This is a genomic window from Pontibacter ramchanderi (genome assembly GCF_002846395.1).
GTDB classification, from domain to species: Bacteria; Bacteroidota; Bacteroidia; order Cytophagales; family Hymenobacteraceae; genus Pontibacter; species Pontibacter ramchanderi.
On record NZ_PJMU01000001.1, the window covers coordinates 300,708 to 319,683 of the forward strand.

At 51.8% G+C, this 18,976-nt stretch carries 16 protein-coding genes; 3 read left to right on the forward strand and 13 right to left on the reverse strand.

Annotation, left to right across the window (positions count from 1 at the left end; genetic code table 11):
• Positions 1 to 43 precede the first annotated feature (43 nt).
• The 5 genes from BD749_RS01295 to BD749_RS01315 all read right to left on the reverse strand — a co-directional run bounded on the left by BD749_RS01295 (position 44) and on the right by BD749_RS01315 (position 4,181).
• On the reverse strand, positions 44 to 499 hold the full coding sequence (locus BD749_RS01295) for a DUF2750 domain-containing protein (protein ID WP_101442575.1): 456 nt from the start codon (positions 497 to 499) through the stop codon (positions 44 to 46).
• Between the two features lie 41 nt (positions 500 to 540).
• The gene (locus BD749_RS01300) at positions 541 to 1,227 is read right to left on the reverse strand and encodes a YggS family pyridoxal phosphate-dependent enzyme (RefSeq protein ID WP_101442576.1); all 687 of its coding nucleotides are present in this window, start codon (positions 1,225 to 1,227) and stop codon (positions 541 to 543) included.
• Between the two features lie 135 nt (positions 1,228 to 1,362).
• Positions 1,363 to 2,415 (reverse strand): vWA domain-containing protein, encoded by a 1,053-nt coding sequence (locus BD749_RS01305; RefSeq protein WP_101442577.1) that lies wholly within the window; start codon positions 2,413 to 2,415, stop codon positions 1,363 to 1,365.
• Positions 2,396 to 3,307, reverse strand: coding sequence for a hypothetical protein (locus tag BD749_RS01310; RefSeq protein WP_143741209.1), 912 nt, complete (start codon positions 3,305 to 3,307; stop codon positions 2,396 to 2,398). The genes BD749_RS01305 and BD749_RS01310 overlap by 20 nt, the downstream gene beginning before the upstream one ends.
• A complete protein-coding gene (locus BD749_RS01315) occupies positions 3,300 to 4,181 on the reverse strand; it encodes a DUF58 domain-containing protein (RefSeq protein ID WP_101442579.1) in 882 nt (293 codons plus the stop codon). The genes BD749_RS01310 and BD749_RS01315 overlap by 8 nt, the downstream gene beginning before the upstream one ends.
• Before the next feature lie 59 nt (positions 4,182 to 4,240).
• Here BD749_RS01315 and BD749_RS01320 point away from each other — a divergent pair, with 59 nt between their 5' ends.
• On the forward strand, positions 4,241 to 4,651 hold the full coding sequence (locus BD749_RS01320) for a DUF4296 domain-containing protein (RefSeq protein ID WP_245868598.1): 411 nt from the start codon (positions 4,241 to 4,243) through the stop codon (positions 4,649 to 4,651).
• Here BD749_RS01320 and BD749_RS01325 read toward each other — a convergent pair whose 3' ends face one another.
• Entirely contained in the window at positions 4,652 to 5,008 is a 357-nt protein-coding gene (locus BD749_RS01325) for a tRNA-binding protein (RefSeq protein ID WP_101442581.1), read from the reverse strand.
• Between the two features lie 183 nt (positions 5,009 to 5,191).
• Here BD749_RS01325 and BD749_RS01330 point away from each other — a divergent pair, with 183 nt between their 5' ends.
• Positions 5,192 to 6,733 (forward strand): FAD-dependent oxidoreductase, encoded by a 1,542-nt coding sequence (locus tag BD749_RS01330; protein WP_101442582.1) that lies wholly within the window; start codon positions 5,192 to 5,194, stop codon positions 6,731 to 6,733.
• A gap of 61 nt (positions 6,734 to 6,794) precedes the next feature.
• On the opposite strand, the gene BD749_RS01335 is transcribed toward BD749_RS01330, so the two are convergent.
• From BD749_RS01335 to egtB, 4 genes are all read right to left on the reverse strand, one after another.
• Complete coding sequence (locus BD749_RS01335) at positions 6,795 to 7,382, reverse strand: DUF922 domain-containing protein (protein WP_101442583.1); 588 nt, start codon at positions 7,380 to 7,382, stop codon at positions 6,795 to 6,797.
• A gap of 72 nt (positions 7,383 to 7,454) precedes the next feature.
• Entirely contained in the window at positions 7,455 to 8,795 is a 1,341-nt protein-coding gene (locus BD749_RS01340; protein ID WP_101442584.1) for an MATE family efflux transporter, read from the reverse strand.
• Between the two features lie 214 nt (positions 8,796 to 9,009).
• A complete protein-coding gene (gene egtD, locus BD749_RS01345) occupies positions 9,010 to 10,017 on the reverse strand; it encodes an L-histidine N(alpha)-methyltransferase (protein ID WP_101442585.1) in 1,008 nt (335 codons plus the stop codon).
• Between the two features lie 4 nt (positions 10,018 to 10,021).
• Positions 10,022 to 11,287 (reverse strand): ergothioneine biosynthesis protein EgtB, encoded by a 1,266-nt coding sequence (gene egtB / locus BD749_RS01350; RefSeq protein ID WP_101442586.1) that lies wholly within the window; start codon positions 11,285 to 11,287, stop codon positions 10,022 to 10,024.
• A gap of 139 nt (positions 11,288 to 11,426) precedes the next feature.
• Between egtB and menC the strand changes: the two genes are divergently transcribed.
• Positions 11,427 to 12,506: an o-succinylbenzoate synthase gene (menC, locus tag BD749_RS01355; protein ID WP_101442587.1), complete on the forward strand. Its 1,080-nt coding sequence runs from the start codon at positions 11,427 to 11,429 to the stop codon at positions 12,504 to 12,506.
• A 75-nt stretch (positions 12,507 to 12,581) separates the two neighbouring features.
• On the opposite strand, the gene BD749_RS01360 is transcribed toward menC, so the two are convergent.
• The 3 genes from BD749_RS01360 to topA form a co-directional block, all read right to left on the reverse strand.
• Complete coding sequence (locus BD749_RS01360) at positions 12,582 to 15,368, reverse strand: TonB-dependent receptor (RefSeq protein WP_245868601.1); 2,787 nt, start codon at positions 15,366 to 15,368, stop codon at positions 12,582 to 12,584.
• A gap of 314 nt (positions 15,369 to 15,682) precedes the next feature.
• On the reverse strand, positions 15,683 to 16,381 hold the full coding sequence (locus BD749_RS01365) for an SIR2 family NAD-dependent protein deacylase (RefSeq protein WP_101442589.1): 699 nt from the start codon (positions 16,379 to 16,381) through the stop codon (positions 15,683 to 15,685).
• 137 nt (positions 16,382 to 16,518) lie between these two features.
• A complete protein-coding gene (gene topA / locus BD749_RS01370) occupies positions 16,519 to 18,936 on the reverse strand; it encodes a type I DNA topoisomerase (protein ID WP_101442590.1) in 2,418 nt (805 codons plus the stop codon).
• Positions 18,937 to 18,976: the final 40 nt, after the last annotated feature.

Below are 18,976 nucleotides of genomic sequence, written 5' to 3' on the forward strand. Positions count from 1 at the left end.
CGTTAATTCTTATACCTGCCCGTTTGCCCGGTGCTGCAGCAGCTTACTCGTCTTCGCCTTCCAGCGCTTCGATCACCTGCTCTTCAAACTCCTCCTGGCTGTCGTATTGCGAGAACTCCAGGGTTTTGCCTTTGTGCTTCAGCTCATTAATCACATCCAGTGCCACCACCAGTGGCTCCATTTCGCGGCCCACCAGGCTGGCATCCCAATCCGGGCCGAGCAGGAGCTCGTCGCCGTACATACCCACGCACCAGTTCTCCAGAAACTCCACCAGTGTGATGGATTCGGGGGCATAGTCTTTCCAATCGTCTTCGGCGCAAACCTTGGCGCCTGCCGAGTCGGACCAGAACAGGATAACCTCCGCTTCTTCGTACTCGGCAGAGCTCGAAGTGGCCCAGGTATCGTCGTGTGTCAGCCCCCAAACGCTTTCGGTTTCGACGATGCGCTGGATGAACTTTCTGTAATTGGCTTCCATGTTCCCGTTGGTGTTCTCTTGCATGTGATGGTTGGTTTAGCGTGAAAAGATGGTGTAAGGTATCATTATTTGTTGTAATTGCGAGCACCAAAAATGCCGCTGCCCACGCGTATCAGTGTACTGCCCTCAGCCAAAGCAAGTTCCCAATCGGAGGTCATGCCCATTGAGATTTCTTTGAAGTCGTCGTTGGCGGCAAAGAAAGTTTCTTTCAATCTTTCGAAGTGATTTCGCAGGGTCCTGAACTCAGCCCGCAGCTTATCCTGATCTTCGGTATTGGTGGCAATGCCCATCACTCCTGTGATACGGATGAAATGCATGTTGCGGTACTCCTCGCTTTGCAGCAGGGCGACCGCCTCGTCGTAACTCATGCCAAACTTGGTTTCTTCGTCGGCTATATCGAACTGCAGCATGCAGTTAACGGGAAGGGTACGGTTAAACTGTTCCGCCCGCTTGTTGATTTCCACCAGTAGTTTGAGGCTATCCACAGATTGGATCGTGTCGATAAACTGGGCGATCTGCTTTACCTTGTTTGTCTGCAAGTGCCCGATGAGGTGCCAGGCGATGTCGTGGGGCAATAGATCGCGCTTTTCCAGCAGTTCCTGCACCTTGTTCTCACCGAAAATCCGATGCCCCGCCTCATAAGCCTCCATAATTCTTTCGGGCGAGTGGGTTTTGGAAACAGCTACCAGGCGGCAAGGTGTACCACGTAGTTTCTCGTCAAAAAAACGGATGTTATCAGCAATATCAGACATAGTTTTATGTTTGTGTTCTACGTAATTTGCGCTCTTCTGCAAAGCAGGTACAGGTCAAAGCAGGCATAGGTTTAAAGAAACAGCTATACCTTACCTCGTCTTTCTAACTTTCTAGCTTGCAAACTCTCAAACTTCCTAGTCTTCGAGCACATTGGTCATGAAAGTATTCTTCAGCAGCATCCAGGATACGAGCAGCAGCAGGGCCCACTTCAGGTATACCTGGTAGTAGTCGTAGGTATCGCGGAAGCGCTTTTCGCGTACCTCGGTTTTCTCATACCTGTCGATGTTCCGGAAAATCTCCTGCAGCCCATCGCGTGAGTCAGCTCTGAAAAACTGGCCCTCGCCGGTACTGGATATTTCACGCAGACTTTTTTCGTCTAACTGTGTTTCTACTAACAAGGTTTTGCCATCCGCATCCACATCGTAAGGCACCAGGCCGTCTTTTCCTATCCCAATCGTGTATACCTTGATCTGGTGCGCGTATGCCAGGCGAGCTGCCATGTTAGGGTCCAGACTACCAGCCGTGTTCTCTCCGTCGCTGATCAGAATGGCCACTTTGCTTTTGGCATTGGAATCGCGCATGCGGTTGATGGCCACGGCAAGCGCGCTGCCAATGGCCGTGCCGTCGTTCGGGATCATCCGGTGTTCAATAGAGCGAATGCTTTCGCGGAGTAGTTCGTAATCGGTGGTGAGCGGGGCCAGGGAATAGGCATCGCCGGCGAAGACCACCAAGCCAATCCGATCGGCCACACGACCGTTAATGAAATCGATCGCCACTTCTTTGGCTGCCTCCAGGCGACTGGGTTTGATGTCCTGCAGTTCCATGGAGCCCGATACATCCAGCACCAGCACAATGTCGATGCCCTCGGCTGTTTGCTCTACCTGTTCGTTTATACGCTGCGGTCGTGCCAGGGCCAGGAGCACCAGCATCACAAACAGCATGTAAACCACTTCCGGCACAAAGCGCAGCAGGCTCGACCATTGCCAGCGCACACTGCCCTCGAACATGGCCATATCCAGCTTGCTGCGCGATTTGTAGCGGAGCAGGCCTTTGAACAGGAAGATGAGCGGCACGACTGGCAGGGCATATAATACCAATGGGTATACCCAGTCAAACGAGCGCATCGTGCTCAGGCTAAACCACTCCAGGCTCAGCCAGTCCAGCATGTCACTGCTTATTTCTAGCATTTCCGGTTATTTCGCGATGGGTTTTGTAGCGGCTGCGGGCAAATCGGCGGAGCATGCTCAGTGCCTGGTTTGTTTCCTGATCGGGTTCGGCAGTCACGTTGCCGTAAATGGCCTTGTCGCACAGGCGTAGCGCCACGTTCACCTGCTCGTCGTCGTTGTAATATTCCACAATCTCCTTCGTCGTGAACGAATTGATCGCGCTCCGCTCCAGTTTTGTCAGGTAGTTTTTCCAGAGCGCCACGGCCTTCTCCATGCTCGTCGGCACGCCTGTTTTCACGAAGCGGTCGACGTGGGAGTTATACCTGGAGTTAAAGTACAGGTGGTCTTTTCGCAGGCGGTACAGTTGGTATTTTATTTTGATCGTCTGACCAAAGATCAGCCATATCAGGGTCACAAGCGCCAGAATAGTTACGATCCAGATCAGCAGAATCGGCCAGTCGAATCGTTCCTCTACCGGGGCCAGGTTGGTTTGCGTGCGCAGTTGCAGGGGAGTGTCGACTTGCTTCACCAACTGCCGCAACACCACTTTTTGCATGGGCGACACCACCTGCAGCGTATCTTTGCCTTGCAGCACAATGGCAGGCAACTCAAGCAACTGCACAGGCGAGGTGTCAAACGTGCGTAAGGTATAGACGGTGCTGTCTGTGCTGATGCCGGCGCGTGTGATGGTGGGGAAATAATCCTGACGCACCAGTTCGAAAGGAGCAAAGTTGTGACTCGAGTCCGGGAGGATAACTTCCTGCGCAGCCGGATGCCGGTGCACCAGGGTATAGCGCACCAATTCCCCGATATACACCGAGTCTTTGCTGAAACTTCCTTCAGGAGGAAGCAACTGCTGCGCCTGCGTGCCCATGGAAATCAAACACAATAATATAAGCAGGGTGTTACGCACTTTTCTTAGAGGTTCGGTTACGGAGGCGGAATAAATTGACCAGTTGCATTACATAGTCTTCGTTGGCCTGTATGGCCAGGTAGTTGGCCTGGTATTTCTGGCAGATCCTGATCACGCGGTCCTGGTTTTGTTTATATTGCGCAAAATAATGCTCTTTGAATTCAGCACCGGATGTGTTGAGCCAGATCGTCTTTCCCGTTTCCTTGTCAACCACCGGCACAATGCCCAGGCTTGGCATGCTGCGTTCCCGGAGATCCAACAGCTGAATCACGATCAGGTCGTGCCGTTTGGCCAGCATGGCCAGTTCCCTTTCGTAGTTTACATCAATGAAATCAGAGATGAGGAGGATAATGCTGCGCCGCTTCACAATGTCCAGCGTTAGTTTGATGCCGGCGGCCAGGTTGGTCTTTACTGATTTTGGTTTCAGATCATTCAAAGCCTTGATCAAGGTATAGGCCTGCTCTATACCTTTAGCTGGTTTAATGTAGCGCTCCTTCTGGTCGCTGAAGCAGATGATGCCGATCTGGCTTTGCTGACGGGCGGCTGCGAGGGCCAGCACACCACAGATTTCCTTTCCAACATCCAGCTTGTGCTGGCGGCCGGTGCCCACGGTTTGGGAAGCGCTCACATCGAGCATCAGGAAAACCGACTGCTCTTTTTCCTCCCGGTAGGTTTTCACGAAAGTACCCTGTCCTTTGGCCGATACGTGCCAGTCGATGGAGCGCACATCGTCGCCGTACTGGTAGGCGCGCACGTCGTCGAACTCCAGCCCCGTTCCTTTAAAAACAGAGTGGAAATCGCCTTGCATCTGGGTATTGATGGCTTTGCGGATGCGTATTTCGTACTTGCGCAGCTTTTGAACAAGTTCCTTCATGGGGTAGGGGCTTTGCCTCAGATTTTAAAATTAGGACATATTCCCGTAATATTACATTCGTGAAACGAATTTTATACCTACTTTCCTTCGCCGTGCTAACCAGCTGCGGCCAGAGCACAGAAAAACGCCCTGCCGATTTACTGCCGGAACAGCAAATGGTGCAGATTCTGGCGGATGTGCATATTGCCGAAGCCCGCATCGAGAACTATGTACTCTACCCTGATACGGCGCTGATGGTCTTTAACAAAGAGCAAAAGCAGATTCTGGACAATCATGGTGTAGCAGAGGAAGAATTTCGCAAAACCTACCGTTACTACCTGAACAACCTGGCTAAGATGGATAAGCTCTATGAGATCATCCTGGACACACTGAGTGTGCGCGAGGCTAAATTACGTGCCACCGACACAACGTCAACCAGGCAGGGGCAGCCCCCGGTGCCTTTAAATGACGGTATGCGGATGGCGAACTAATTAGATCAGCTTGCTGCCGTTAGGCACGCGACCAGCGGGCTGCGCCAGCACGATATCGCCGTTCTCGTCGGCAAAACCTGTCACGAGTACTTCCGACATATACTTGCCGATCTGTTTGTTACCAAGGTTGGCCACGCACAGCACTTGCTTGCCCGGCAGTTCCTCCAGGGTATAGTGTTTCGTGATCTGGGCGCTCGATCTCTTCTGCCCCAAAGGGCCCAGGTCAATCAGTAATTTATAGGCTGGTTTGCGCGCCTCCGGAAACTCCGTTGCTTCCAAAATGGTGCCTACTCGTATATCTGTCTGCTCAAAATGCTGCCACGAAATGGTGGGCATGGACTGCTCGGGTGTGTGCATGTCGCTGTCTTTTTTCTTTCCAAGTTAGCAATTCTCTTTTAAATCAAGGTATAGGTATAGCCTGCTGCTGGCCGTAACGGTAACATTAGGCCTATACCCGCGTATCCTATGCAACTGGCTTTCTTACTGTTAAAAGAGCAAAAAGTATAAGCCACTGTAAGCTATCGCAAAACCAAAAAAACTATGAAAAGAGAATCCGGAGCTACTTTACCCGTGTGGGTCGAGAATATAGCCATGCCAGTGACAAGCCCCCTGCAGGATAACATTAAATGTGATGTGTGCATTGTGGGTGCAGGTATAGCAGGCATCACCACCGCCTACCTGCTGGCCAAGGAGGGGCGTGATGTGGTGTTGCTGGAGGCCAAAGAAATTGGGGGCGGCGAGACCAGCCGCACCACGGCCCACTTATCCAACGCGCTTGATGAGCGTTTTGATGAATTGATCCGCCTTTTTGGTGAGGAAGGTGCGCGACTGGCTGCCCAAAGCCACGGAAAGGCCATCGACAAGATAGAGGAGATCATCAAAGATGAGAAAATCGACTGCGACTTCGCGCGAGTAGACGGCTACCTTTTTGCCACAGACAACCAGCAACAGGAGGATTTGATGCGTGAGTTAGAGGCCCTTCAAAAGATTGGCTGGATGGATGTGGTGCTTCGCAAACACAGCCCATTGAGCTCTCTGACGGAGTACCCTTGTTTGGAGTACCCAAACCAGGCCCACTTTCATGTTCTGAAATACCTGTCAGCTTTGGCGAATGCCTTTCTAAATGCAGGTGGCCGGATCTTCACCAAAACCAAGGCAGAGCGATTTGAAACAGGCCCTGTAGTGTCGGTTGTATCGAAAGAAGGACATGCTGTGGCCGCGAACCACCTGGTGGTGACAACCAACACCCCCATCAACGATATGGTGACGATGCACACAAAGCAGGCGCCCTACCGAACCTATGCCATTGGCGTGGCCGTACGGCAAGGCGAAGTGCCGGATGCGCTGTATTGGGACATGGAAGACCCTTACCACTACGTTCGACTGTTGAAAGGCAAAACAGGCGGTGAAAATGCAGATGAGCTGGACCTGCTGATCGTGGGTGGCGAGGACCACAAAACAGGTCAGGGAGATAATTTGAGTCAGCGCTTCGATGCGTTGGAGCGCTGGACGCGCAAGCATTTCCCGATGGCGAAGGAAGTGGTTTACCGCTGGTCGGGTCAGGTGCTGGAGCCAGTGGACGGGCTCGGCTTTATTGGCCGCAATCCGGGCGATTCCGAGAATGTGTACATTGCGACCGGCGATTCAGGCCACGGCATGACGCATGGCACGATTGCAGGTATGCTGATCACTGATCTGATCCAGGGAAGACCAAACGCCTGGGAAAAGCTTTATGATCCTGGCCGTAAAAATACCAAGTCTGTCGGAGAGTTTTTGAAAGAGAATATCAACGTGGCCGCTCAGTTCAAAGACTTTGTGACACCCGGCGAAGTAAACGACCCCATGGAGGTTATGCCCGGCACGGGCAAGATCATGCGCAGTGGCATGAAGAAAGTGGCTGTGTACTGTGACCAGGATGGTGTGCGGCACCAATGTTCGGCGGTATGCACCCACCTGGGCTGCGTTGTGCACTGGAACGAAGTGGAAAGCTCCTGGGACTGCCCATGCCATGGCTCGCGCTTCGATCCGTTTGGCAAAGTGATCACGGGGCCGGCTAGCAAAGATCTGGGGCCAGTTGAGTAAAATCGTCGGTACAAAGCAAAAGCCCTGCTTCATTAATACCTTGGAGCAGGGCTTTTCTATGTTATTTCCAGGCGTCGAGTTCCTTCAGGCGCTGCGAGATGCGGTCAGACCACTCTTGCTGCACCTGGGCATCCAACCCATGTCGCGATACCTTGTCAAAGTGATCCTGCTCGGCTTTCCATGCCTTAAATGCATTGCCAACCGTAGTGTTCAGATTCGTTTTCAGGTTGCCGCACGACATCCCTAAGCGGTCCAGCTCGCGGCGCAGCAAGCGGGCATGCACCTCGGTCAGGTCGAAATGCAACTGCTCGTGGGCCAGCAGCTTTTCCGACTGTTTATTCTTCGACCATGATTCTCCCGGCAGGAAAACGCACTTCACCTCGTAGTAAAACTTGTTGTCTTTGCAACGGGCATCAACCGCCAGGTTAGCGGCTGTGAGCGCATGGTGTGGGTTCGTAGACTCGGGAGTACCCCTGAAATCCTCCCAGTTGAGCCTGCGGGTAGCAGACCAGGCCAGGTGTTCGTTACTGGCCAGACTGACGTTGGCCGTGCTGGGAACAGATACAACAGATGCCGGCGAACCGGCTGGGGTGGGGTACGGCAATAGCAGGCCCACCAGTAGGCTAAGGAGTAGAGTAAAGATAAACATCGGCTAAAAGTTTAAAAAGTCTCTATCGGGGCAACACTGTCACCTGTAAATAGGTGCCACTATTGCATTATTTTATTTGCTGAGCCTGCTGCTTAGCATTTTAAAGCGCCAGAATAGCAATATAGCGGCAACTGAAAGACCAACTAACAGACCCGTCCAGACGCCATGCACGCCGAAATCCAGTTTGAAGCACAGCATATACCCTACTGGCAAACCAATGATCCAATAGGCAATCAGCGAGATGAGGCCAGGTATACGTACATCCTCCAATCCGCGCAGCGCACCCAGTCCAACTACCTGTACCCCATCCGAAATCTGAAACAGTGCGGCAATGATCAGCAGGGTAGAGGCCAGTTCGATCACGATCGGGTCATCGAGGTATAGGGAAGGTATGAAATTTTTACCAGCAATCATAAGCAACCCGCTCACCATCATAAAAAGCACGCCCATCACAAAGCTGCTGATACCCGCCACTCGCATGGCTCTGTAATTACGGAGGCCCTTTTGGTTGCCCACCCGGATGGTAGCCGCGGCAGCTATGCCACTGGCCATCATGTAGGTGACAGAAGCTACGTTAATGGCAATCTGGTGAGCGGCCAGTTCGCGCGCACCCAACCACCCGATCATGATCGCAGAAAAGCTGAAGGCGCCCATCTCAAACACCATTTGCCCGGATATAGGCAGCCCCAGTCGGAAAATATGGTACATGTGCACGAACGACAGGTGCCGGAAAGTAAGGAACCGATGAAAAGCAGCGAAACGCTTCGCATATAGTATGTAACCTCCCATCATCAAGGCCATGATCACGCGCGAGATCAACGTGGCCCATCCTGCACCAACCAGCCCCATCGGCTCGAAGCCCAGCTTACCATAAATTAAAATATAGTTCAGGACGATGTTAAGGGCATTGGCTACGATCGAAATATACATGGCCTGCTTGGTAAGTGAAAGTCCTTCCGCAAACTGGCGAAAAGCCTGAAACACCATGAGCGGCACCATTGACAGGAAAAGGATATTGATATAAGGGATGGCCTGTCTTACGACTTCCTCGGGCTGGTTAAGCCAGGTGATGTAGGGCGAAAGAAAATAGCCGGCAATAAACAAGATAATGCCGAGAAGCAAATTGGAAAAAAGTCCGTTAAGCAAAAGCAGGGAGATGCGGGTATAGTTTCGGCGGCCATCAGCAGCTGCTATCAGCGGGGTAATGCTGTAAGATACCCCCAGACCGAACACCATTGTGATCGTGAAAATACTGTTGCCCAGCGATGCCGCCGCCAAAGGTATAGTGCCGATCTGCCCCACCATCAGGCTGTCGAACACGCTCACCATAATATGCCCCAACTGACTGAGCACAACGGGGTATGCCAGCAGGAAATTTTTACGGAAGTGCTCTTTGTATTCTTCTGATCTCATGTGCGGGTTCGGGAAAAGGACTGCAAAAGTAGCATTTTTTCCCTTGCCATGCACCAGTTGTCTAGCATCAGTGCATTTCCATTAGAGGATCAAGAGGGCTTTCCGGAGTGGCGCAGCTTCTGAAGGATGGCTTTCGCCGGAATCGGAAGCAGCAGCAACGCGGCGGTTAAGATAATTTTTTTGGTACTCATAAGGAACTGGATGTTTACTTCAATTAGACAACCTCAAAAAGCATGTCTGCAAAGCCGCTGTTTTCATCTAAATAGGATGTAACTAACTTAAAGCCAGCTTTATTTCCCATTTCAGCGGCTTGCTGCAAGGTATACTTGTGTGAGTTCTCGGTATGGATCGCTTCCCAGGCGGCAAAGGCATAACGCGCGCCAGTTGCCTCCATGTATACTTCCTGCTCGCGTCTGCTTACCAGGTAGCTTTTCATAACGCCTAGCTGCGGGTCATACAGTGCGAAGTGGCTGAAGGCTTCCAGGTCGAAATTCCCGCCCAGTTCCCGGTTAATGCGGCTCAGGAGGTTCAGGTTAAAAGCTGCTGTCACGCCGCCCGGGTCGTTGTAAGCCGCCAGGATGGTTTCGGGATCTTTTGCGAGGTCTACGCCAAGCAAAAACAGGTCACCGGGTTGCAGGTGTTGCCTGATCTGGCGGACGAAATCCATTCCTTCTTCCCGCTCGAAATTACCCAGGTTTGATCCCAGAAACAGCACTACTTTGCGCTCCGTGAGGTGCTGCTTCAACCATTTTAACCCCGTGATATACTCGGCCACAACGGCCTGCACGTGTAGTTCCGGGTAGGTTTGCTGCAGATCATCACCAAGCTCGCGCATAGCCGCCCCCGATATATCCATCGGCACATAGTCAAAGTTTTTTTTCTGGTTGGCGAGCTCCTCTAACAGCAGCTTTGTTTTCATGGCATCGCCGGCACCCAGGTCAACGAGGTGGAAGAAACCGGCTGCGGCAAATGCACTGACCATAGCCGACCTGTGGCGTTGTATGACGCTGAACTCGGCGCGTGTGAGGTAATACTCCGGCAGCGCCATGATCTGTTGAAATAGGCGACTTCCGTTCGCATCATAAAAGTAGCGCGATGAAAGCCTTTTAGGGCTTTGGCTTAATCCCGCAGCCACATCTTTGGCAAAAGCGGCACGATCCTGACTGCCGTCATTTTTTCGGGAGAGGTCGATCAAGGTATAGGGGGGCGTTTGGAATAGCATAGTTTTATTGGGCCAGCCTGATCCCGGTGAATTGCCAGCGTTTGTCAGGGTGAAAGAAATTGCGGTAGCTTGTTCTGATATGGTTTTCCGGGGTAGCGCACGATCCGCCGCGCAGCACCATCTGGTTAATCATAAATTTGCCATTGTACTCGCCCAGGGCACCAGCCGCAGTGCTGAAGCCGGGGTATGGATGGTACGCGCTGTAAGTCCATTCCCAGGCATCTCCGTAGAGTTGCTGCATGCCTTTACCATTTGGGGCGGCCATGGGCTCATATACACCTGATTCCTGAAAGTTACCTGTAGCGGGCGGGTATACCTGTGCAGCGGCTTCCCATTCAAACTCAGTCAAAAGGCGCTTGCCGGACCAGGCAGCATAAGCCTGTGCTTCATAAAAACTGATGTGGCTCACCGGTTTGTGCGGATCTATTTTCCGGAGTCCGTGTAAGGTATACTGGTACCACTCGCCCTCCTGTTCCAGCCAATACAAAGGTGCTTTGAGGTTGGCGCTGCGCACCATTGCCAATCCTTCGTCCAGCCAAAAACGAAAATCGCTATACGCGCCGTCCTGCATAAACTCCAGGTATTCGGCGTTTGTCACGAGCCGGTTCATGATGCTGAAGTCAGAGAGCAACACCTCGTGCACGCCTAACTCATTGTCGAAGCAAAAGCCTTCCCCTTGGAAGCCGATGCGGTATACACCTCCGGGTACTTCCAGAAACACAGGTTTTCCCGGGTTTTGAGAACTCGGCACTTCGGTTAGTTGGGAATACGCCGGCAACAGCGGGTTTGTACTAAGGATGTATTTAATATCAGTCAGAAGCAGTTCCTGGTGTTGCTGTTCGTGCTGCAGGCCCAGCTCCAAAACAGGCATTAGTTTTTCCAGTTGCTCTTCGCCAATTGTTTGGAGCAACTGCTCCATGTGCTCATTCACATACTTACGGTAGGCGTACACATCCCGCAAGGGAGGCCTGGTAAGCGTGCTCCGTTCCGCTCGCTGCACCCGGTTTCCTACCGAGTTATAGTAAGAATTGAACAAGAATGCGTAGTTCGGATGAAAAACGCGGTAGTCTTTTAGGTAGGTGCTCAGCACGAACTGCTCAAAAAACCAGGTGGTATGCGCCATGTGCCATTTCGGCGGACTCACATCCACCATCGGCTGCACGACCGTGTCCTCAGGCTCTAGCGGCGAGCAGATTTTTTCTGTCTGTGTCCGAATGCGCGTAAATCGCTCTTTTATGGTCTGGCTGATGGAGGCAGTAAGGACGGTCATAGGGATGCTGGGTTTACTTGGGCGGTTTGGTTGTTGGTCTTGTACGAAGCTTTAATAGGCTTACAACTGTCGTGTTAACTCTTTTTCTACGTACTTTGTTTTCGATAAGCCGATTACTGAAAGTCAAATTTTAGCGACCATGCCCTTACACCTGTCCTTTACGCCCCATCAGCTGCAGTTTAAATTTGATGCCCGCACCTCTCGGGGGGCTATGCGTTCGCACCAGGTATACTACTTACTACTCCACGATTCTGACAATCCGGGGGTGACAGGTATAGGAGAGTGCGCCCCGTTACCCGGCCTGAGCATAGACGCGCGACCTGATCTGAAGACCAGGCTACAGAATCTGGCTGATGAGATTGAAGCAGAACAGCTAAGCAAAGAGGGTTTATGGCAGCTGCTAAATTCGGATGTTTTGCTTGACTGGCCGTCTGTCCGGTTCGGCTTGGAGACGGCATTGCTGGATCTGCAAAACGGAGGCAAGAAAGTACTTTACGATAATAGCTTCAGCCAAGGCAAGACAGGTATACCGATCAACGGTTTGATCTGGATGGGGGAGAAGGATTTTATGCAGGAACAGATTCGAAAGAAACTGGCAGAGGGCTATACCTGCCTGAAATTAAAGATAGGCAGCCTCGATTTTGCCACTGAACTCGATCTGCTCCACCAGATCCGGGAGGTGGCTGGTCCCGATGAACTAACGATACGGGTAGACGCCAACGGTGCTTTTGCCCCAGACGAGGCGTTTCGTAAACTAGAGCGACTGGCCAGGTATAGCCTGCACTCCATTGAGCAACCCATCCGGCAGGGGCAGGCCGAGCATATGCAACAACTCTGCGCCTATACCCCCATACCGATCGCTTTGGACGAAGAGTTGATTGGTGTACCGCAAACTGCGAAACAAACCGAACTGTTGGAATTTATCCGGCCACAATACATTATACTCAAGCCAACGCTGGTAGGCGGTCTGCAAGCGAGCGCAGATTGGATTACTTTGGCTCATAAAAAAGGAATAGGGTGGTGGATGACCTCGGCGCTCGAGTCGAATATCGGGTTGAATGCGATCAGCCAGTTCACGGCCAATTACCCTATTACCATGCCGCAAGGGCTTGGCACCGGACAACTATACCATAACAACATCGCCTCGCCGCTGCAAATTGACAAGGGCTGGCTTTGGTACAGTAATAGCAACTGGGCTACTTTGCCGGCTGACGAATAAGCTATACCTAAACTTTGTATAAACAGAAAAGGCCTGCAGTACTTGCAGGCCTTTTCTGTCAATGTCATCCTTGTATTAGTTCATACCTGGGCGACCACGGTACATACCCGGTCCACCCGGCGTATTTTCCTCCATGGCTGGGGCTCCTTTAAAGCTGCGGATGTTGTAAGAGAATGTCAGCATGAAGAAGCGTTGCAACACAGTAGACTGCACGTCTTCCACATAAGACTCGGTGATGTTACGACGCACGCTCACGTTCTGGTTCAACAGGTCATTCACGCTCAGGCTGATCTCACCTTGCTTGTCTTTGAATATTTTCTTACCCAAGCTCATGTTCCAGAGCAGGAAGCTCTTGTCCACCCCAGCAGAAAGTCCGCCATTGTACTGGTGGTTCAGCTCGGTACGGTATACCAGGTCTTTCCAAAGAATCCAGTTGTAACGCAGGTTTGTGTTCTGGTTAAAGTAATTGTTGTTCTGGGTAGTGCGCAGCGTGTTCGACACGATGTTGTAGCTGGAGAAGGTAGAAACGGTAAAGTCGATCTTCTCGCTGATGTTACTGCTGATGTTAAAGCCAGCGCCCAGGTTCGTGTTATTCGAGTAGTTTGTCTGCTCGTCAATCATACCTGGTATTCTGGAATAACCCACCGAGCCATTCACGTTAAAGTTTGAGCTAATGAAGTTGAGCGGCTGACCGTAGTTAAAGAAAGAACGCACATTGTAGTAACCGTCCATGTTTACGGGGCGACTCAGGCGAGCGCCCGGACGCAGTTCGTAACCTTCTGCTATACCCTCCGGCACGCTGTTGGTATACACACTGTTCGCCACATAGTCGTTTGTCATGGTACCGAACATACCGATAAAGAACACGCGGTTGGTCTCGGCATTGAAATTACGGTAGCGCATGTTAAAGCGGGTCTGGTAGTCCTGCTTCAGGTCGGCGTTACCGATGCGGGCCTGAAGCGGGTTGGAGATATCCAGCACTTCCTGCAACTGCTCTACAGACGGCGCATTGGTATTGGTTCTCAGGTTAATGGTCAGGTTCTGCGATTGGGAGAACTTGTATTCGTACTCAGCAGATGGCAGGAAATTGTTGAAACGACGCTTCAGCGGATCCAGGTCAACGGGGAACTGGCTGTCAGAATCGAGGGTAGCGAACTGGTAGCGCGCATCCACCTGCAATCTGGCTTTGTCGTTGCGGTACTGGTAGCTTGGGCCAACATTCTGCGAAAGGTAATCGCTCTTGAAGGTGCTGCTCAGTGGCGTGTTGAAGTTAATGTAGTCTCCGGCAGTCTCCACGTAGTCATAGGTTCTGCGGTCGGAGTCACGCTTCTGGTTACCGATGCTGTACTCAATCTGCAGGCGCGACTTCTCGCCCAGGCGCTGTGAATAATTTGTGCTACCAGACCAGCTAAAGTTTTTGCGGTCGAGGCGGATGTACTGGTCACGGAGCACGTCGCGTTCCGGGTCTTCGAAGTTCTGCGTGCGTTCGAACTGGAAACCATCGCCATCCACGTTATTGATGCTGGTGTTAAAATTTGTTGTCAGGATACGACCGGAATTGCCGAAACGCTTCGAGTACAGGATGTTGTTGTTAAAGTTAAATGTGGTGTTATCTGAGCTAGACCGGTTCTGTGATTCAGACAAGGTGCCATTCAGGTCGAATGTCTCCGCTGTTCTGTTGATCGAGTTCTCATCATTCTGAATACGCAGGCTCGGAGTAACGAGCAGGCGGTTGTTCTCATTGATGTTGTACTGCAGGCGCATGTTCAGGCGGTGGCCATCTTCGCGGTCTCGGTTATTGGCGTCTTCCTTATACTGCAGCCCTGCTTCATCCGACACAAAGTCACGGAAACGGTACTGATCGTTCACGATGTCGCGGTTGGTATAGTTGTAGTTTGCACTCACGTCCAGCTTCTTGCCCCATTTGTCCTGGTAGTTGATGCCGAAGTTGTTCGTGTTGATGATACCAACAGGGGAGCCGCCGCCCCAGCCGCCTCTACGACCACGCATACCGCCACCTGGCGTTTCACCAATCGAGAAATCGAACATGTTGATGTTGTTGGTAAGACCTGTTACCGTAATGCGGCGGTTGTCCTTAAAGTAATTGATGGCAGCTCCGGCCATGTAGCGCTCGTCGGTACCATAACCTGCAGAAATCTTGCCGGTATAGCCCTGGCGACGGTCTTTGCGCGTAATGAAGTTGATCGTTTTAAGACGGTTGCCATCTTCAAAGCCACTGAAAGCAGCCTGGTCGCTTTGCGCGTCAAAAATCTGCACATTCTCGATCATGTCAGAAGAGATGTTTCGCATTGCAGTGGTCACGTCCTCGCCGGTGTAGCGCTTGCCGTCGATCATCACCTGGCGCACTTCCTCGCCCTGTGCCTGAATACGGCCTTCCTGTATCTGAACACCTGGCATTTTGGTTACCAGATCCTCTGCACTGGCGTCGGGAGCAGTCTTGAAGGCTTTGGCATTCAACTGCGTTGTATCGCCTTTTTGCTCGCCAAGTGGTGCGCGTCCAATGATCTGTACTTCACCTAAACGCGTGTTTTGCTCCTGCAGACTCAAAACACCCAGGTTGAGAGGGGCTTGTGCCACCTGCACGGACCTGGTTAACATGTCAAAGCCCAGGAAGCGAACCTCCAGGGTATAGTTGCCGGATGGAACACGCTCAAAACGGAAGGCGCCCTGTCCATCGGTCATGGTTGTAAGCACGGCCTCGCTGGCGGCTCGTTTCATTACCACGCTGGCACCCGGCAGCCCGCTCTTGTCCGTAGCGCTCTGTACTGTACCGCTTACCGTTTGTGCGTATACCTGTGAAAAGCCGATCAGCATGACCAGCAGAGAGAATAACTTTCTCATTCTAAATGATGTGTAGTAGTAGTTGTGGTAGTTGATGTATTGCTTTAATGGGGTAATGCTATTGTAAAGCCCTGTAAGCTGCCTGCAGAGCCTTTGTTTAAACACTTAGAACTTGCGAAAGCAGTGAAGGTTTAACCCGCATTTAAAAATATTTTCAGGGAATTATCCGATGTGCTCACGGGCGTAAGTTAACCGGACGGAACAAACGACGGCGGCTGAACATTACTGCTCAGCCGCCATTCGTATTATCCAACGAGTTGATGTTTTTTGATCAGGTATAGCTATCTGGTAAAGCCAATTTTGATGGGATCAAGTTAAAGATACTTTTCTTGAAGGAGGGCCTGTACCTTGCGCATACCTGTGCTGGCTTTCTCCTCGAACAGGTGCAGTTGTGGGCGCTGGCGTACGTAGGGTAGATTGGGGTCCACGACCATGATCGGAGCCTCGTCCGGCACCAGGTCGACAAGGCCGGCGGCCGGGTATACGACCAGTGAAGTACCTACAACCAGAAAGATGTCAGCCCGCATTGTCTCTTCCATTGCCTGCTCCATTAACGGTACCGGCTCCCCAAACCAAACGATGTTGGGGCGCAGCTGAGAGCCACGCTCACACTTATCTCCCAGGTTTAACTGCCAGCCCGTGATCGGGTAGATCAACTTGGGGTCAAGTGTACTGCGGCTCTCAAACAATTTTCCGTGTAGGTGGATCACATCACTGGAACCTGCACGCTCGTGCAAGTCATCCACGTTTTGCGTAATGATCTTCACGTCAAAGTCTTGCTCCAATTCCGCCAGTATCTGATGACCGGCATTGGGTTGCACACTATGCGCATTTTTGCGACGCTGGTTGTAGAAGTCGAGTACAAGCTCCGGGTTTTTGCGCCAACCCTGCGGAGAAGCCACCTCCATCACATCATGGCCCTCCCACAGGCCGTTTGCATCCCGAAATGTCGCAATACCACTCTCTGCGCTTATACCCGCACCTGTCAGGGCTACAATTCTTTTCTTGGCCATGCTTTACCGTTTTGATCTGCTTAACTTACTTCCAGAACCAGATTTGGGTTGGCGAGTTGTACATGGAAATGCTGTCTTCTATACCTTATCAGTTATAAGAAAAAGAAGCCGCTCTTAGTGGAGCGGCTTCAATCAAGCTATTTCTTTTTGGGAGCGGCTGCCTTTTTAGCCGCTGGTTTTTTAGCGGCGGCTTTCTTGGTAGCCGGTTTTTTCTCTGTCGTGGCCGTTTCCGCTTTTTTCTTGAATCCACCGCGGCCTTTCTTTTCGGGGGTCTGCTCTGCCAGGTCCAGGCATTCCTGCAGGGTTAGTTCTGCCGGTTCTTTCCCTTTCGGGATCTTCACGTTTTTCTTACCCACCACAATGTAAGGGCCATACCTGCCATTGAGCACCTGCACTTCCGGGTTATCCGGAAACGATTTGATCAGCTTCTCGGCATCCGCCTTACGTTTGGCCTCGATCAGGGCGATCGCTTCTTCAGCAGTAACCGTCATCGGATCCATTGTTTTGGGCAGCGAGTAGAATTTACTGGCGTGGCTGATGTAAGGACCAAAGCGCCCAATGGCAGCCTTCATTTCCTTTTCTTCATACATGCCCACGATGCGGGGCAGCTTAAACAGATCCAGGGCGTCTTCCAGCGTCAGACTTTCGATAAACTGACCTTTGCGCAGACTCGCGTAGACAGGTTTATCGCCCGTTTCCGGGTTTTCCTCACCCAGCTGCACATAAGGTCCGAAACGACCCAGTTTAGCTAGAATTTTCTGACCGGAAACAGGGTCTATACCTACCTCCCGTGCACCGGATACGTCGGCACGGTTGATGCTTTCGCTGTTTTCGATGCGTTTGTGAAACTTTTCATAGAAGTTCTCCAGCATCTGCTCCCATTCCTGCTGGCCGTGGGCGATTTCGTCGAACTCGGCCTCTACACGGGCCGTGAACGAATAATCGATCACGTTCGGGAAGTGCTCCACCAGGAAATCGTTCACCACCATGGCCATGTCCGTCGGGAACAGTTTGTTCTTTTCAGCACCCGTGATCTCGGTTTTAGTCTGAGCGCTGATCTGATCATTTTTCAGGGTCAGTACATTGAACTTGCGCTCTTTGCCCTCACGACTGTCTTTCTCGACATACCCACGTTTTTGAATTGTGGAGATAGTAGGAGCGTAGGTAGAAGGACGGCCGATGCCCATTTCCTCCAGTTTCTTCACCAGGCTGGCTTCAGTATACCTTGGCGCAGGGCGCGAATAGCGCTGCGTGGCCTGCATCTGGCGCAAGCCAAGAGTCTGGCCGATGCTTAGCGGAGGCAGCATGCCTTTCACATCCTCGTCACCGCCTTCTTCATCGTCTTTTGACTCGATGTATACCTTCAGGAAGCCCTCGAATTTGATCACCTCACCGGTGGCTATCAGCTTGTCCGGCTGCGTGGAGATATCGATGGTAGCAGTTGTTTTCTCGATCTCGGCATCAGCCATTTGTGAGGCGATGGCGCGCTTCCAGATCAGTTCATACAAACGCTGCTCGTTGCGGTCGCTGCTGGCTGTCAACTGCGAAAAGTCAGTTGGGCGGATGGCTTCGTGTGCTTCCTGCGCGCCCGACGATTTTGTTTTGAACCGGCGTGTCTTCACAAACTTTTCCCCGAATGAATTCCGGATAGCGTTGGAAGCACCCTGTATGGCTTCGTCAGACAGGTTCAGGGAGTCGGTACGCATGTAGGAAATCTTACCAGCCTCGTACAGGCGCTGCGCTACAGTCATGGTCTGGGCCACGGAGAAGTACAGTTTGCGGCTGGCTTCCTGCTGCAGGGTAGAGGTCGTAAACGGAGGAGCCGGACTACGTTTGAGTGGCTTGGTCTCCAGGTTACCGATGGTATAACTGGCCCCAACACAACGCTGCAGAAAATCCTGCGCTTCCTGTTCTGTTTTAAATTTCGTTGGGAGTTCAGCCTCCAACGTCTTGCCCTGCACATCAAACTGGGCCGTTATGCGGAAGCTCGACTCGGCATTGAATTTTTCAATCTCGCGTTCGCGCTCTACCACCAGGCGCACCGCCACCGACTGCACACGTCCAGCCGACAGACCGGTTTTGATTTTTTTCCAGAGAACGGGCGACAGCTCAAAACCCACCAGGCGGTCCAGCACACGGCGGGCCTGCTGTGCGTTTACCAGGTCCATGTCGATGCCACGGGGCGAACTGATGGCGTTGAGAATGGCATTTTTAGTAATCTCGCGGAACACGATGCGGCGTGTTTTGGCTTCGTTCAGGTTCAGGGCTTCGGTCAGGTGCCAGGAAATGGCTTCTCCCTCCCGGTCGTCGTCCGATGCCAGCCAAACGGTTTCAGCCTCTTTTGCCAGTTTCTTGAGCTGGGATACCACATCCTTTTTGTCACTTGATATCACATAAGTGGGTTTAAACTTATTTTTGATATCAATGGCGTTGTTGTCTTTAGGCAGGTCCCGCACATGACCGAAACTCGATTTCACCACAAAATCTTTTCCCAGGTATCCTTCAATCGTTTTGGCCTTGGCCGGTGACTCGACTATGACTAAATTTTTTATCATCCTTTATATTTAGGGGCGATTCGTTTGAATTTTGCCCAAA

Coding starts and splice junctions, on each gene's coding strand:
- BD749_RS01340 (WP_101442584.1), bottom strand. CDS start 8,795: ATGAGATCAGAAGAATACAAAGAGCACTTCCGTAAAAATTTCCTGCTG.
- BD749_RS01335 (WP_101442583.1), bottom strand. CDS start 7,382: ATGTTTATCTTTACTCTACTCCTTAGCCTACTGGTGGGCCTGCTATTG.
- BD749_RS01305 (WP_101442577.1), bottom strand. CDS start 2,415: ATGCTAGAAATAAGCAGTGACATGCTGGACTGGCTGAGCCTGGAGTGG.
- BD749_RS01315 (WP_101442579.1), bottom strand. CDS start 4,181: ATGAAGGAACTTGTTCAAAAGCTGCGCAAGTACGAAATACGCATCCGC.
- egtD (WP_101442585.1), bottom strand. CDS start 10,017: ATGCTATTCCAAACGCCCCCCTATACCTTGATCGACCTCTCCCGAAAA.
- menC (WP_101442587.1), top strand. CDS start 11,427: ATGCCCTTACACCTGTCCTTTACGCCCCATCAGCTGCAGTTTAAATTT.
- BD749_RS01360 (WP_245868601.1), bottom strand. CDS start 15,368: ATGAGAAAGTTATTCTCTCTGCTGGTCATGCTGATCGGCTTTTCACAG.
- egtB (WP_101442586.1), bottom strand. CDS start 11,287: ATGACCGTCCTTACTGCCTCCATCAGCCAGACCATAAAAGAGCGATTT.
- BD749_RS01330 (WP_101442582.1), top strand. CDS start 5,192: ATGAAAAGAGAATCCGGAGCTACTTTACCCGTGTGGGTCGAGAATATA.
- topA (WP_101442590.1), bottom strand. CDS start 18,936: ATGATAAAAAATTTAGTCATAGTCGAGTCACCGGCCAAGGCCAAAACG.
- BD749_RS01300 (WP_101442576.1), bottom strand. CDS start 1,227: ATGTCTGATATTGCTGATAACATCCGTTTTTTTGACGAGAAACTACGT.
- BD749_RS01365 (WP_101442589.1), bottom strand. CDS start 16,381: ATGGCCAAGAAAAGAATTGTAGCCCTGACAGGTGCGGGTATAAGCGCA.
- BD749_RS01325 (WP_101442581.1), bottom strand. CDS start 5,008: ATGCACACACCCGAGCAGTCCATGCCCACCATTTCGTGGCAGCATTTT.
- BD749_RS01295 (WP_101442575.1), bottom strand. CDS start 499: ATGCAAGAGAACACCAACGGGAACATGGAAGCCAATTACAGAAAGTTC.